This window comes from Pontibacter saemangeumensis (assembly GCF_039541895.1).
Classification (GTDB): Bacteria; Bacteroidota; Bacteroidia; order Cytophagales; family Hymenobacteraceae; genus Pontibacter; species Pontibacter saemangeumensis.
In genome coordinates, this window is record NZ_BAABHC010000016.1 from 163,119 (window position 1) to 178,622 (window position 15,504).

Annotated in this window: 13 protein-coding genes; 7 read left to right on the forward strand and 6 right to left on the reverse strand. The window is 50.3% G+C overall.

From position 1 onward, the window contains the following. Positions 1–186 precede the first annotated feature (186 nt). The gene (locus ABD920_RS14650; RefSeq protein ID WP_345160084.1) at positions 187–1,038 is read left to right on the forward strand and encodes a hypothetical protein; all 852 of its coding nucleotides are present in this window, start codon (positions 187–189) and stop codon (positions 1,036–1,038) included. A gap of 502 nt (positions 1,039–1,540) precedes the next feature. Then, positions 1,541–2,650, forward strand: a complete 1,110-nt coding sequence (locus tag ABD920_RS14655; RefSeq protein ID WP_345160085.1) for a lysylphosphatidylglycerol synthase transmembrane domain-containing protein — start codon at positions 1,541–1,543, stop codon at positions 2,648–2,650. Positions 2,651–3,050: 400 nt separating this feature from the next. Here ABD920_RS14655 and ABD920_RS14660 read toward each other — a convergent pair whose 3' ends face one another. Together ABD920_RS14660 and ABD920_RS14665 are read right to left on the reverse strand one after the other, a co-directional pair. Then, positions 3,051–3,587 carry a hypothetical protein gene (locus ABD920_RS14660; protein WP_345160087.1) on the reverse strand — a complete coding sequence of 179 codons (537 nt, stop codon included), beginning with the start codon at positions 3,585–3,587 and terminating at the stop codon, positions 3,051–3,053. Positions 3,588–3,657: 70 nt separating this feature from the next. Continuing rightward, entirely contained in the window at positions 3,658–4,347 is a 690-nt protein-coding gene (locus ABD920_RS14665) for a hypothetical protein (RefSeq protein ID WP_345160089.1), read from the reverse strand. 150 nt (positions 4,348–4,497) lie between these two features. Between ABD920_RS14665 and ABD920_RS14670 the strand changes: the two genes are divergently transcribed. Together ABD920_RS14670 and ABD920_RS14675 are read left to right on the forward strand one after the other, a co-directional pair. Next, the gene (locus ABD920_RS14670; protein ID WP_345160090.1) at positions 4,498–5,187 is read left to right on the forward strand and encodes a hypothetical protein; all 690 of its coding nucleotides are present in this window, start codon (positions 4,498–4,500) and stop codon (positions 5,185–5,187) included. 65 nt (positions 5,188–5,252) lie between these two features. Next, complete coding sequence (locus ABD920_RS14675) at positions 5,253–5,492, forward strand: hypothetical protein (RefSeq protein WP_345160091.1); 240 nt, start codon at positions 5,253–5,255, stop codon at positions 5,490–5,492. A 144-nt stretch (positions 5,493–5,636) separates the two neighbouring features. Here the strand turns inward: ABD920_RS14675 and ABD920_RS14680 are convergent, their stop codons facing one another. From ABD920_RS14680 to ABD920_RS14690, 3 genes are all read right to left on the reverse strand, one after another. Then, positions 5,637–5,882 (reverse strand): hypothetical protein, encoded by a 246-nt coding sequence (locus ABD920_RS14680; RefSeq protein ID WP_345160093.1) that lies wholly within the window; start codon positions 5,880–5,882, stop codon positions 5,637–5,639. 672 nt (positions 5,883–6,554) lie between these two features. Beyond that, entirely contained in the window at positions 6,555–7,712 is a 1,158-nt protein-coding gene (locus ABD920_RS14685; RefSeq protein ID WP_345160094.1) for an iron-containing alcohol dehydrogenase, read from the reverse strand. 127 nt (positions 7,713–7,839) lie between these two features. Further along, positions 7,840–8,853: an NADP-dependent oxidoreductase gene (locus ABD920_RS14690; protein ID WP_345160096.1), complete on the reverse strand. Its 1,014-nt coding sequence runs from the start codon at positions 8,851–8,853 to the stop codon at positions 7,840–7,842. A 376-nt stretch (positions 8,854–9,229) separates the two neighbouring features. Here ABD920_RS14690 and efp point away from each other — a divergent pair, with 376 nt between their 5' ends. The 3 genes from efp to accC all read left to right on the forward strand — a co-directional run bounded on the left by efp (position 9,230) and on the right by accC (position 11,724). Next, positions 9,230–9,793 (forward strand): elongation factor P, encoded by a 564-nt coding sequence (gene efp, locus ABD920_RS14695; protein ID WP_345160097.1) that lies wholly within the window; start codon positions 9,230–9,232, stop codon positions 9,791–9,793. 3 nt (positions 9,794–9,796) lie between these two features. Then, a complete protein-coding gene (accB, locus tag ABD920_RS14700; RefSeq protein WP_345160098.1) occupies positions 9,797–10,279 on the forward strand; it encodes an acetyl-CoA carboxylase biotin carboxyl carrier protein in 483 nt (160 codons plus the stop codon). A gap of 101 nt (positions 10,280–10,380) precedes the next feature. Then, positions 10,381–11,724 carry an acetyl-CoA carboxylase biotin carboxylase subunit gene (accC, locus tag ABD920_RS14705; RefSeq protein ID WP_345160100.1) on the forward strand — a complete coding sequence of 448 codons (1,344 nt, stop codon included), beginning with the start codon at positions 10,381–10,383 and terminating at the stop codon, positions 11,722–11,724. A 63-nt stretch (positions 11,725–11,787) separates the two neighbouring features. On the opposite strand, the gene ABD920_RS14710 is transcribed toward accC, so the two are convergent. Then, positions 11,788–15,183: a GEVED domain-containing protein gene (locus tag ABD920_RS14710; protein WP_345160101.1), complete on the reverse strand. Its 3,396-nt coding sequence runs from the start codon at positions 15,181–15,183 to the stop codon at positions 11,788–11,790. Positions 15,184–15,504: the final 321 nt, after the last annotated feature.

The following is a 15,504-nucleotide window of genomic DNA, read 5'->3' on the forward strand; positions in this document are numbered from 1 at the left end:
TCAGCATGTTAACACTTATATCCGAATAAATAATTTAACTCTTTCAGCCACCGCTCGCTATCCATTCTTTTCTTTCTCTCACCAGAATCTAATTAAAAACACGTGCAGCTTAAGCTTACATAACTAAATCCTGCTAGCTGCATCAGTTAAAAAACGGTTGCCCCCACTCCATTTCAACTTAAATTCATGTTATATATCCGCCTGCTGCTGCCTCTCAGCCTGCTCATGCTGCTTGGCTGCAGGCAAAACGCAGACACTCCCCCTGCAGCTCCCACCGACCATATGGTGCTGGAAGAACCCGTAACGGAACCTGCAGCGCCTGAAGCCACAGACAAAACTGCACCGGCCCACACTTTGCTCAAAGTTGACACGACAGATTTAGCGCCGGAGCCTGACACCCCGATGAAGCTTCTGCTGGAAGGCTCCTACCATAAAAATGAAGTGTGGGGCGGGGCGGACGAAATGAAGTGGCTGGGACTTTACCATGAAAGCACCGGCTATGTTCTGCGGCCGGCTGAACTAAAGATTAGCACAGTGAGAGACCCTGTCGCGGATGGCGACAGCCTGTTATCCGGAAGGCAGGTGACGGCAGCTGACGCAGATGCTATGTTCTTCGTAGCAGGGCTGCAACATAATGAATATGGAGAAGTGGACACGGCTGCTTTTAGCAGAAACACAGTTCCTGCGAACACAACACTCATCTACACTTTCAAAAACAAAGCCTACAAGATAAAAGCCTACGGCGACAGCGTACAGACTGACTCTGCTGGCTATCGCTACAAAAATTACGGATGGAAAGTGGAAGGAAGCAGAAATGGCCGCCAAATAGAACAAACACTGGTGGAGGACCAACACTTTCAGGATTCCATTTATCTGCTGCTTTGGGCAGGCGATTTAGACCGTGATGGCATCCCTGACCTCCTCCTGGACATCTCAAACCACTTCAATATTTCGCGTTACGCGCTTTACCTTTCTTCCATGGCCGACCCATGGAAATTATACAAGAAAGTAGCAGAGTTTAAGGCTGTAGTAAAATAAGGATGGGCACTGCACATCTGACTTATATTGCCTGCTCTCTCTTATATAACAGGCGATAGTCCTAAAAAGAGACGCGTAAGAGAAATGAACCTCTCTGCAAAGGAAAAGCTCTGATGAAAATTGCAGCACGATCCGCTATCTGCTGCATGAAATTCTATATGTAGCCAAATTCTGCCACATACAGACCTGCAATGTACTGCCGTACTGGAGAATTGATGGACAAAAATGACATCTGCATCAGGATTAGCTACTTTCACTAAATAAAAAACAACACCTTATTTTTAGTCAAACCGAAGTCCCTATCTTCGCAGAAATATCCTATCCAAACAATGCGATCATTACTCTTGTGGCCCCATATACTAACATAATTTTATGGCACCAAACCTTTTCGTTTTACCCGCAGCAAAGCCTCGGCGATCATAGAAAAACAACATCAAAATAGGACTGCTACATTCCGCTGCATCAGCAAGTAATGGTCTGATATTTGACAGGAAGCCCACATATGGCCTTATCAAAACAGAAACTCCAGGAACAGTTTTCCGTGCGCAAGATCATTTTGCCCCTTCTCCTGGGCTTCGGCGTGATCGGCTATATGCTTTATACTACTTATGAACCCGGGCAGCTCCAGACGCTGTTGAAGGCTAATCTCTTCTGGGTGGCTATGGCCATCTCCGTTTTGCTTGTCCGGGATTTTGGGTACATGTACCGCATTCGCTACATCACAGACAAGGTGCTGAGCTGGAAGCAGAGTTTCAACGTGATTATGCTGTGGGAGTTTGCCTCCTGTGCGCTGCCGTCTGTTGTGGGCGGCACGACAGTAGTAGCCTATATACTCTTCAAGGAAAAAATCCCACTGGGCAAATCGATTGCCCAGGTGATGGTGACATCCATGCTGGACAACCTGTACTTTGTGCTGGCAGTGCCTTTGGTGCTTTACTTCACAAAAGGGAACGTGTTGCCGGAGATGATTGGCTTGAGTGAGAGCCTGCGCGAGACGCTGGGGATTGCCTTTTTTGTTAGCTACCTGCTGGTGGCATTGTACGCATTTACCATGTTCTATGCCCTGTTTATTAACCCGCAGGCGGTAAAGCGCCTGTTTCTACGCCTGGGCCGATTAAAGCCACTGAGTCGCTGGCGCGAGAGTATGTTTCGGCACGCCAACGAACTGCTGATCTCGTCGAAGCACCTGCGCAGCAAAAATGCCACTTACTGGCTGCATGCCGGCGTGTCCACTGTGTTTGTCTGGACTGCCCGCTATATCATTATCGGCTTCCTGATAGCCGCTTTCACCCACCTCAGCCTGCACGACCACCTGGTGATCTTCTCGCGAAACCTTATCTATAAAATCGTTCTTTTTGTTTCGATCACGCCGGGCGCTGCCGGTATCGCGGAGATAGCTTTCCCTGCTTTCTTCGGCGCTTTCCTTGGAAGTTTTACGACGATTGTGGTCCTGCTGTACCGCATGCTGACGCATTACCTGTACCTGGTGATGGGGGCTGTGATTTTTCCGCGCTGGGCCGCACGCGTATTCAAAAACAACGATCCTGCTGAAGAGGCGGCATCTAACATTGCCCCTGCTCCTGCACTTTCCCCAAAACAACTGACTCTATAGCCGCCGCTGTAGCTTGTTTTCGCACGTTTCTTTTCGCTCCCAAGCGCTTATTTATAATTTTGCCCTCTCTTCTTCCAATGATTCACATCAAGCTAAGCATAAGGGGCGTCACCACCCCATATTGATCCTCTCCTATGAAGTCAGTGTCAAATTTTCTTCTACACCCTTATCCAACGTCGCTATAAAATTTAAGAGAAACTGAATACCCTGGCATTGAGTCATATATAGATACCTGCTTAACACCCAGCGGCTCAATCCAAACGGGAAAATAAAAAAGGCCGCGACTAATAGCCACAGCCTTTTCTTAAATGGATATATGCATTATTTACACGGAGCCACAATCTGTTTCAGTTGTTGCAGGCCTGCCAAGCATGTATATTATCTTAAACGGGTACTGCCTTTAGTAGCGGGAATGGCCCTCGTCCTGCCTGCCATAGTGGTCGTTGCCAAAATCACGGAAGGAGTCTTCATTGCCGTAGCCAGCGTCATGCCGGAAACCGTGGTTGCCCCGGCTGTCAAAGTCACGGTAGCGGTCTCCCTCCTCGGGGTTGTCATAGTTCGGGTTATAGCCCTGGCTATACCTGTAGTGCCGGGATTCCCGCGCATAAGGCCCCTCTGCGTAGGGGAACCGCTCAATCCGCTCCAAGTCATTTTCTGCACCGTAAGGTAATCCATAGTCTGTGGACCTTGGATGGTCTGAGTAATTCGCGGTGTCGTACATTTCGTTGTACCTATCCTCCCGCGTTCCTTCACGACCACCACTGCGGCCATATTCCCGACTCTGTTGCAGCCTGTAATGCTCACCCGGTTCCTGGCGGGTATCCCCTAAGCGGGCATGCGCATGCCCCTGGTAAGGACCGCCCTGCCAGTAGCGATCCTCCTGATGTCTGTAGTTTCGGCTATAGTCGCCGTAGTTTCTGTTTGTGTCGTCTCTCATTATAATGTTGTTTTGGGCAGCAAGAGTGCTGCCGGATTGATAATTACACGTAGCTGCCTACATGCCTGCTTTAGCGTCTGTCCCTGTCACGCATGTAGTCATCGTAGCGGTCACGGTTTTGGTTGCTTTCGTCCCGCCGCTGGTCCATGCTGCTGTAGCGGCTGCCTTCTCCGTAGTGTGCGGCTCCCTCTGTGTAGTTGCGCCCTGCAAAGCCGGAGGTATAGTCGTTGTCGTAGTTTCGGTTACCCTGCTCATACCGGCGATAGGATTCATGGTCGCCGCGCGCGCCTCTGGCCCAGTTTCCCTCGTTATCTCCACGCCGCACCTCGTGTCCAAAGCGCTCATCAGCCATGCCATACCTGTAGCGCGAAGGCCCGTTGTCCCCGAAGCCGCTGTAGTCCTGGTCGCTGTAATCGGCTCGGGGATCGTAGTGGCGATAGGAGTTATGGCTGTCCTCCTGAAAATACGTCATACCATAGGGATTGTCGGGGCTGCTGTTGCCACGGGTATAGTCGTCTCCGCTATAGGTTGCCCCGCCTGCCTGAAAACGCCCCTGCGGCGACATCTGTCGCTGGTCTGCATTGCTGTTAAAGCTGCTGTCGTCGCCGTACTGGCTAAAGGAATTGTCGCCATATCCCCTGTTAAAGTGGCTGTCCCGGGCATAATTGCCGCGATCGGAGTTTTGCCCGTGGTGGTGACCGTGCAGCCAACGTGGTTCGTTTTCTCTTTCTCTGTTATTGTCTCTTCTTTCGTCTCTCATAGCTTCTTAGATTTGTGTGTTGCGGTTTAACATGTTACTCCTCTTTTTACGGGAGCAATCATGCGATGGGTTAACGGCAGGGTGATAACAGAAGAAAAACTTAGCGGTTTCGCAAGCGTTAAAGAAGTACATCACTAAACATAACTTACTATGGAAAGAAACGAATGGAACAACAGGGCAGGCTACGGCAATGAGCAACACCGTAACCGAAGCAAACAGGACCGGGCTGACGAAGACAGTTACCGGGGCGCCTACCGCCTCGATATATCCAGCGACCACCGCAACCAGTCCACCTGGGATGGGTTCGGCCCCCAAAGCGACAGGAGCCGCCGCCGGGGCCCTGACTATAACCAAGACTATAACCGAAATTACAACTACGACTTCAACCGGAATTATAACAGCGACCAGCGGCGCAACCGGGACGATTCAGCAGGAGAAAATGACCAATTCCGCGACAGCCGTTCCGGGGACCGCAGCAGGAACACACCCAATTGGGAGGAGCACTACCACCCGACCAGCACGGGATATGGCTCGCGCTCTGGCGCCCGGGGAGGCAACAGGCAGGACCGCGACCCCTATGGGTCCGGCAACTTTGAATCCGATTATCGCCGGGACAGCTACGGAAGCGGAGGCGGTGCCAATTACGGCAACATGGCCGGCTCGCTCAGCTATGGTTATGATGGAGACTACAATTCTAACCCCGATTGGAACAGGCGCTATGACCCTATGAGCGGACACCGCCGAAGTTACCACGGCGACTATGAAAGCCGCCATCCGGAAAGTGGGCAATACCGGGACAAACGTAACCGCAGCGGTAACAACGACAGCAGTTGGTTCTAAACCAGACTTGCAGCAGTAAGTTAAAAGAGGCTTGTGCCTCTCACTATTAATTTAACCTTAAGACGATGAACAAGAACGATAAAAGCAAAGACAAACTGAAAGACGAAAATGTAAACAAAACCTTAAACGAAGGCAACAGCGTTCCTAATATCCATCCCTCGGGTGTGAAAAAGGAAACAGTTGATGAGGAAGAGATTATGAAAGGAAAAGTGGGCGGAGCGCCCTCCCAAAAGAGTGGCAGCCGGGGCAGTGCCGACGTGCAGGATGGCGGAGAGGATGTAGGCAGCAGCGCAGGCAGCCATTAATCTCTCACGTATTATAGAATAGCGAAGGGAAGGGCAAATGCCTTCCCTTCGCTATTCTATTTTCACCAGAAGCAGGAAAAGCCGCCCTAATTAGGCGGCTTTTCCTGCTTCTGAAGGCTCAGAACTATATATCAGTATCAGTTTCTATTGCAATTCTTCCTGTTCCATGTACTCCCACATGGCATCTTCACTGGAGCCGGTTTTGGCAGCATATATCAGCATCGTGGTGTATACCCCGATCAGCAGGAAACTAAGTGGGATGGAAAAGACAAATGAAACGATCAATGTCTTTACAGGATCTAGCTTCGAACTCATTTTGGTAGACGCGTACCAAAAGAACAGTACATTGAATATTCCGGAAAGCGCTACGAAGTTGATGATGTCTAACATTGGCTAAAAGTTATCGTCAGGTTGAAATTTTAATGGTCGTTTTATAAGCTCAAATAAAAAAAATTCCAACCCATCTATTCGGTCTGATTGTTCTGATAACCTCTTTACCAAAACAGCTTAATGCAATTTAGACGGTTGGTATTAAAAACACAAGCTTTCACAATAAAAATTTGTTGATAAGATAATCCTGAACTTATAATATTCAGATTCTTATATAATTAAGTCCTTTCTTTCTACATGTCATATAGTTATGACAATGAGTGAGAACTCACGCTAAAAAAGACCATATCCTAAAAGTTCAAATCAGGTTTTACCAGTATGAGAGCCAATGTAGTAAAATGGATTAGGAATAGTACCATATTGCCCAAAATACTGTCCATTTTTTTTATCCTAATTCTCAGAAAGTATCCATAAAAAGCTTCCATGGAACACAGAGGAGTAAATAAAATTTCACTGCGGTGCGCTCTCATTCTTGCTTTAAATTACTGCAGAAGAGGGAAGTATGATTGAGCTATATGTATACCTGGCTGTGACAGATCGCCCTAATTTATAACCTCTTTCCCATGAGACTTTTTTTTCTAACAGCTTATATCGATATGGCAGGGTCAAAAAAATAAACCCGCTGCAGAAGCACTGCAGCGGGTTTATTTTTTTGTTTCGGATTGAATGAGTTTACAGGCTCATCAATAGAATCTGCTCCACGTCTGTCACTTGTATATCAGAGCGCTCGCCTAAGTTCTTGACACCACGCTCCTGAAACCGCTTCACAATTTGTTTGATGGTGTCTTCTCCCACTTTGTAATCAGAAAGTTTCGTGTCGATCTCCATTGATTCGAAGAACGAAATCGTAGCCTGCAGTGTCGCCTCCAACCGCTCGTCTTCTGTGCCGGCATTCACTCCCCAGACGCGCTCGCCATATTGCAGCAGTTTTTCTTTTTTCACCTCGCTCTTGTAGCGCAGCAGCGACGGCAGCACGACCGCAAGCGTACGCGCATGGTCTATCCCGTGAAGCGCAGTGAGTTCATGCCCGATATAATGCGTGGCCCAGTCAGTCGGCACCCCCACCCTGATCACCCCGTTCAGGGCCATCGTGGCGCTCCACATAATATTAGCCATGGTTTCGTAATCCTGTGTGCTCTGCAGTGCCTTGGGCCCCTCTTCTTTCAGCGTCAGCAATACAGACTCCGCCATGCGGTCCTGCAGCGGCGCATTCACCGGGTAGGTCAGGTACTGTTCCAGCACATGGGTAAAGGCATCTACCACGCCATTGCTTACTTGGCGCAGCGGCAGCGTGAAAGTCGTCTCCGGGTCCAGCACGGAAAACTGCGGAAAAGTATGGGGGCTGCCAAACGAGAGTTTCTCCTGTGTGGATACACGCGTGATCACAGCGCCAGAGTTCATCTCAGACCCAGTGCCCGGCAGCGTCAAAACCGTTCCGAACGGCACGGCGCCTTTCACTGGTGCGCGTTCTGCCAGCATGTCCCACGGGTCTTCCCCTTCATAAGCCATGGCAGCCACAATAAACTTGGTGCCGTCGATCACGGAACCGCCGCCTACTGCCAGCACAAAGTCTATCTCCTGGCGCTTGGCTATGTCCACAGCCTGCATCAGTGTCTCGTAGTGCGGGTTAGGCTCAATGTTGCAGAACTCAAGCACCGTATGCCCCTGCAGGGCTGCCATCACCTGGTCATATACGCCATTTTTCTTGATGCTGCCTCCGCCATACGTAACCATCACGCGGGCGTTGGCAGGTATTTCTTTGGAAATAGCGCTAATCTGCCCTTTACCAAAAAATATTTTTACTGGATTATAAAATGTGAAGTTATTCATGTTCTTGATTTAAATTTGATTCCTGAAGGGAGGACAACGAACTGCTGCAGCGCAAGGGAATCTTGTGGCATGCTTCCGGAAAAGTCGAAAAACCTATGCAACTGAGAAAAGGCAAACTGTTGGTCCCTTACCCTTCGCGCTCCCCTACTTTTACTAATTGCTTGCCTGTGTTCTCACCGGTAAAAAGCCCTATAAAGGCTTCCGGAATCTGATCAAAGCCTTCTTTTACGGTTTCCCGGTACTGCAGTTTCCCCTCTTTGAGCCACGTAGCCAGCTCTTTGGCGGCTGCCCCGAACTCGCTGGCATAATCTGAGACGATGAAGCCTTTCATCAGGGCGCTTTTCCGGAGCAGGATAGGCTCTACGCGCATACCCGTGGCTGGCACTGTATTATTATAAAAGGATATCTGACCGCATATGGCAATGCGCCCGAACTTGTTCAGGGCGAGCAGCACGGCATCTGAGATAGCGCCACCCACATTGTCGAAGTACACGTCTACCCCATCCGGGCAGGCGGCGGACACCGCCTGGTTGATGTCGGTGGTTGTCTTATAATTGATGGCCTCATCAAAACCGAGTTCATTTTTAAGGTAAGACACTTTTTCATCCGATCCGGCAATACCGACTACCCGGCAGCCTTTCAATTTGGCGATCTGGCCAACCACGGTGCCTACGGCGCCAGCAGCCCCGGAGACCACTACCGTTTCCCCGGGCTTCGGCTGGCCAATGTGCAACAGGCCGAAATAAGCCGTCTGTCCGGGCATTCCTAATATTCCCAAATGGTAGCTAAGCGGCGCTACCTCCGGATCAACCGCATGCAGGCCCCTGACATCATGTATGGTGTACTGCTGCCACGGCAAAGTCCCTACTACTACGGCGCCTTTCCGGAAAGATTCTTGTTTGCTTTCCACTACCTCAGCCACAACGCCGCCCAATATTGGCTTGCCTACCTCGTATGGCGCCACATATGATTTTGCATCACTCATGCGCCCCCGCATATAGGGGTCCACGGATATATAAAGGGCTTTCAGCAGCACCTCACCCTGCTGAAGTTCAGGCATGGGTGTTTCAGTGAATTGGAAATTGTTTTTTGTTGGTACGCCGTTGGGCCGGCTTTTCAAGATGATGGTTTTATTCTTCATTCGTTTGTGTTGCTAGGATTCTTTTCTTTACACGCACAACCCCTTGCAGCACATTTTGTTTTAAAGGAGGAGCTCTGCACCAGCCTCCTTCATAAGCTACTTTTACTTAAGCCATTCATATAGAACAGCATAAGTAATTCATCTTAAGCTATCCCTCATTTCATTGTTAAACAAAACAAGTCTGCTCCATGCCTTTCCATTCCGGGAAAAGGACAAATGAAGTTATAACAGGCAAAAAGTTGAATAGGGTTCATACCATATTCATGTTCTGTTCATTGGCAAGATTTGATGCAGAATATCTAACTTTACATTGCAAGACAGCAAAAACAAAATTACTTTTACCCTCTATTCACAATACAAATAAGAGTTTACCTGTATGGCAACCACCGCTGATATTAAAAACGGAGTGTGCATGGAGTACAACAACGATCTATATGTCGTGATTGACTTCCAGCACGTAAAGCCCGGAAAAGGCCCAGCTTTTGTTAGAACAAAGCTTAGAAACATCAGAACTGGCAAGGTTCTCGACAACACCTTCTCTGCCGGCCATAAAATAACAACAGCCCGTGTGGAGCAGCGCCCCCACCAGTTTATATATAAAGACGACCTGGGCTATAACTTTATGGATATGAATAACTTTGAGCAGGTAACCCTGGAAGAGCACATGGTGCCTTTCGCTGACCTGATGAAAGAGGGCCAGGAAGTGACGATTCTGTTCCACGCAGAAACAGAGAGTCCGCTCACCTGCGAGATACCGCCTTTTGTGGAACTGACGATCACGTATACGGAGCCGGGCCTGAAGGGCGACACGGCTACCAACGCGTCGAAGCCAGCCATTGTGGAAACGGGCGCTACGATTCAAGTCCCATTATTCATCGGCCAGGATGAAAAAATCAAAGTAGACACTCGTACTTATTCATACGCAGAGAGAGTTAAATAACACATGAAAGCTAAAGAAATCCAGGAACTAATCGACTTCATCGCCAAATCCGGCCTGAACAAAGTAAACATTGAAACAGAGGAGTTTAAAATCTCGGTAAAACGTGACCCGGACCAGAAAGTAAAATATGTAAAAGACTCCGGCGCGGCTCCTGCACCCGTTGCAGCACCTCAGCCGGCAGCGCCAGCCGCACCCGTTGCAGCCCCCGCCCCTGCTGCGGCGCCAGCAGCTACCGACGACAGCAAGTATGTGGCCATCAAGGCCCCAATGATCGGAACCTTCTACCGTGCGGCCAGCCCCGAAAGCCCGATTTTTGTGAATGTGGGGGATGAAGTGAAAAAAGGTCAGGTAATCTGCATCATCGAAGCGATGAAACTGTTCAATGAGATTGAGTCTGAGGTATCAGGCAAGATCGTAAAGGTGCTGGTAGACAATGCAAACCCGGTAGAATACGACCAGCCGCTGTTCCTGGTAGACCCATCATAATTAAAAATTAAAAATTAAAAATTAGAAGATGGGAGCTATAGATGTTAAAATCCCATCCCAGCTATTTTTAATTTCTAATTTCTAATTTCTAATTGAAAAATATGTTTAAAAAGATACTAATCGCTAACCGTGGCGAGATTGCATTGCGCATCATCCGCACGTGTAAAGAGATGGGGATAAAGACGGTGGCTGTTTATTCTACCGCCGACAAGGAAAGCCTGCACGTGCGTTTCGCCGACGAGGCAGTGTGTATCGGTCCTCCTCCAAGCGCGCTGTCATACCTCAACATCCCGAACATCATCGCGTCCGCTGAAATCACCAACGCAGACGCCATCCACCCGGGCTACGGATTCCTGTCGGAGAACGCTGAATTTTCCCGCATCTGCGCCGAGAACCATATCAAGTTTATTGGCGCCACCCCGGACATGATCAACCAGATGGGTGACAAGTCCTCTGCCAAGGCAACCATGAAGAAAGCAGGAGTCCCCACCATTCCGGGTTCCGAAGGGTTGTTAAAGTCACTGGAGGAGGGCCTTAAACTCGCAGCGAAGATCAAGTACCCGGTCATCCTGAAAGCAACCGCCGGCGGTGGTGGCAAAGGAATGCGCATCGCCCGCAACGATATTGAATTCGAGAAAGGCTGGAACGATGCCCGCACCGAGGCGAAAGCGGCTTTTGGCAACGACGGCATCTACCTCGAGAAGTTTGTGGAGGAGCCCCGCCACATCGAGATACAGCTCATCGGCGACCAGCATGGGCATGTGGCGCACCTTTCGGAGCGTGACTGCTCTATCCAGCGCCGTCACCAGAAACTGGTAGAGGAAACCCCCTCGCCTTTCATCACTGACAAGCTTCGTGAAAAAATGGGAAAGGCGGCCATAGCCGGCGCCAAAGCCATCAACTACGAGGGCGTCGGCACCATCGAGTTTCTGGTGGACAAAAACCGTGACTTCTACTTTATGGAGATGAATACGCGGATACAGGTGGAGCACCCGATTACGGAGGAAGTGATTGATTTTGACCTGATAAAGGAGCAGATCAAGGTGGCTGCCGGCGAAAAGATTTCCGGCAAAAATTACTTTCCGAAAATGCACGCCATTGAGTGCCGCATTAACGCAGAGGACCCAAAAAATGGATTCAGGCCTTCGCCTGGCAGAATCACCACCCTCCATATGCCGGGTGGCCACGGTGTGCGGGTAGACTCGCATGTTTACTCCGGCTATACCATTCCACCAAACTACGATTCCATGATCGCAAAGCTCATCGTGAGCGCCCAGACACGGGAGGAGGCGTTGGTGAAAATGAAGCGCGCCTTGAGCGAGTTTGTGATAGAAGGCATAAAAACAACGGTGCCTTTCCACCTGAAGCTGATGGATGATCCCGGTTTCAAAGAAGGCAACTTCACAACGGCCTACCTTGATAACTTTGATTTCACGGATTTATAAGCAAGACCCACACAAAAAAGCCCGGGCCATATATGGCCCGGGCTTTTTTGTGTGCTCAAGGCTTTACCTGCCGCCCCCCGACTTGAGCAGCTTGCCGCTCAGGAGCCTGTTGCCGAGCACCACCTGGTAAAAGTAGAGTCCGCGCGCCACCTTTATGCCCTGGCTGTCTTTTCCGTCCCACATAAGGTCATGGCGGCCCTCCCCAAGCTGCCCATAGCGGATTTCCCGCACCCGCTGCCCAAGCTCCGAGAAAATGATCAGCTCCGCAGGCCCCTCCTGTTGCAATGTGGCGGAGATGGTGACGCCCTCTTGAAAGGGGTTCGGGTACGCCACCAACCCCTCTTCCAGTCCTGGTGATTTTACCTCTTCCTGAACAGTGGAATCGGCCGCTGCTTCTGAAGCGATCAGGGCTGATGGCCACCAGAGCACATGGAAGTCCCAGGGGCTAATTGCCTCCGCCCCACCATACAGCGACAGGCTGATCTTTCCTGTGGAGGCCCCGGCTGGCACCGTCGCCCGCACCAGATAGTCGTTGTAGACCGTGAAATTGCTCGCTGGCACGCCATTGAAGCGGACCTCGCTGGTGGTGGAGAGGTTTTGCCCGATCAGGATGACCTTAGTGCCCGCATGGCCCCACCACGGCGCAAAGACAAAAATGCTGGGTTGCAGTACGACAAAGTCTGTTCCGCTGGTGGCCTCCCCGCCCTCCGTGGTGACAGTGATGATGCCTGTGGTTGCCGCGGCCGGAACGACGGCTTTCAACTCTGTGTTACTGACTACCTCAAAACTTGCTCCCGCACCATTAAATTTAACAGCTGTTGCTGTTTCGAATCCCGCCCCTATGATCTGGACCGTGGTACCGGGCAGGCCCTGGCTCGGCGAGAAAGAAGTAATCACAGGCGGCTCTTCCTCAGGCTCCTCTATGATGATTGTGTAATCCTCTGTTTCTCCATATAGAAAGGAGTCTGAATCGGGGCCAACAGGATCTGAATCATACTCCGCACAGGCGCCGTACCCGCCACCCAGGAACGGAAACGAATTCGACCGTACCCGCAAACGCAGAGGGCCTGCAGTAGCCGAGGCAGGTATCACAACTGTTCCAGTGAACGGATCGGTGCTGACGGAGGGGGAATATATGGTTCCTTCTTCGATATAATCTTCGCCGAGGATTGGAGAGGCATATACCAACTCCCCCTCATCATCAAAGTCAAGGTCATTGTTGTAGTCTATCCACACGCCAAAAGCCTGCGCCACCGGCCCTGACTGCACGCTGAGGCTGTAGCTTTCGCCTTTAGTGACGGTGGTGGTCAGGGTGCCGGTAGGCTCATACAAGTTATACCCGGGCGCATCAAAGCCTGAGTTGTTATGGACAAGGGTATGGAAGCTGAAGTTGTCGATGTAGGATCCGTTGTTGCTCTGGGCGTAAGGGAACGGTGCGCAGTAGCCGATGGCGATGCTGTAATCCTGGGTTTCGCCGTAGGTGCCGGCCGTGCAGGACTCGGAGGCCGCGAACACGCCATCCGGCCTGCTCCTTACCCGCAGGCGCCTCACACCCGATACAGCGTCGGCCGGAATCGTGACGGTACCGGAGAACTCGGCTCCTACTTCGGGGGAGGCGTACACAAACTCTCCCGGGTCATCGAAATCCTTGTCATCGTTGTAATCGATCCACACCCCATAGGCTTGCTCCTGCGAAATATAACCATATTCAGACTCAGACCTGAGGCTGATGGGATAGCTTTGCCCAGGCTTCACTGTCGCAACGTAATATGATTGGTTAAACTTGTCATTAAAAGGATAAAAGTTGGTGTAGCCGTTAAGGTATAAGCACCCCCGCGTATTGGAATATAAACTGGCGAATTTAAAATATGCGATAACGTTATAATCCGTGCAGCCATTGGCTATGACAGGAACACAGTAGTAGGGGTTATCTATGACGCTAAAGTGAACCTTGGCAAGAAAAGCGTCTTTGTCTCCGTTGCTGGTCAGGGTGGCAGTTCCGAAAGTGGCTGTGTTTTCGAACGAGCCAGCCATATACACCCCATCAGGAGCATCGGATATGGCACTCGTTCCTACCTGCTGCACCCATACTGGCGCTCCCTCCGCGCTGTAAATGGCAGTAAATCGGTTCGACAAATCGTCGCTGGTAATAAGTTCCGAAGTCTCCTCAGTTCCGGTTGTGCCTAATATATAAACTTCTCCAATAAAAGAGAAAGTCATATAAAGCCGGCTGTCTTCATCCAGGGCAATTTGATGGATGGGCGTAGGGTTGTCAAAATCGGCATCTTCGATTATTTTCCAGATCAGGTTCCCATCTGTATCGTATTTATTGACATTGGCAGTTGGGTCTTGGGCCATGAAACCCAGCGGGTGATAGGCCAGGTAGAGGTTATCATCCGCACTGGATATTAATGCTACTATGTCAACGCCGCCATTAAGGCCGTCAACCCACCTGGCCCATACCGGATTACCTGCATTATCATATTTGGCCAGAAATACTTCTTCTGGAATTTCACGATCAAACCCAACATCAAGTATAACATCACCAAACTGGATACCGCTGTAAAAAGTGCCGGAAATGTAGACATTGCCAGCTTTATCCGTAGCTATTTGGGCTGATTGAACAGAGGCAGGAAACCCTATCTCGGTGTACTTCTCCATGCCGTACGCTTCCCTAGCCCATGCTACCTCACCATCCGGATTAAACTTTGCCGTAAAAACAGCGGAGTATTTCTCATAAGTATTGGTTGGACTTTGGAAAGTCTGGCCCCCAATCACCATCGTTCCGGTGAAATCTCCTGTGACGTAGGCATTACCGCCCGAATCAAAGGATATATCTGTAACATTGCCGCCTTCTCCGCCTGCGTTGGATGACCATTGTAAATTTCCAGAAGAGCCGTATTTATATATGTAGACCTGTTGCTCCAGGGGCTCATCGCTGCTGCTCCTTTCGGAACGAACGGCCAGGTGAACGTTTTCAGCTATATCAAGCGATAGCTCCAGAACACTGTCAATGCGCTCTCCCCCCTCGTGTCGCACCCATAGCAAGGAGCCCGACGCATCATACTTGGCGATAAAGGCATCCGCTTCGCCGCTGCTTGTCAGGCTCGTGCCGCCAAAGTCGGCGGTGCCGCTGAACGTGCCAGCTATATATATATTATAAGATCCATCCGTCGCGATGGCGGTGGCACGGTCTGCTGCTGGTCCTCCTATCTGGTGGGCCCACAGTAAATCTCCGTCAGCAGTATAGTGTGCTATATAGGCGTCCTCTGCGCCGCTGCTTGTAAGGCTTGTGCTACCGAACGCAGCGGTGCCGCTGAAGGCCCCGGCGGTATATACTGTCCCGGACGAGCCAGTAGCCACAGCACTGGCGTAGTCGGAAGACGGACCACCTGCCTGTTTGGCCCACCTCCATTCGGGGTGGTCAACCTGAGCAGAAAGAAGCTGAGGCTGAAGCAAAATAAGCAGCCATAAGACTAAAATTAAGTAGCCTTGGCTTTGCATCACACTAAAGCCAGGCATCTGGGCGAACACTGTCCCAGATGAAATAGGTGTTCGATCTTTTTTCATAAGTTTGCTTTTGAGTTGTGTAATTGATCTAATGGACGTGCTGTCAGGCTACTAGACAGTTACAGAGTGAAGCCATAACCTGCACTGATGGATCATCTGGAAATGACACCTGCCGGTGTAAGGGGGGGCACTAAACCTTTGTGGGGTTAGGGGAAAATCAATTACATAGCTTAATCAAAAGCGAGCCTAGGGCGATGGCTGGTCGTTATT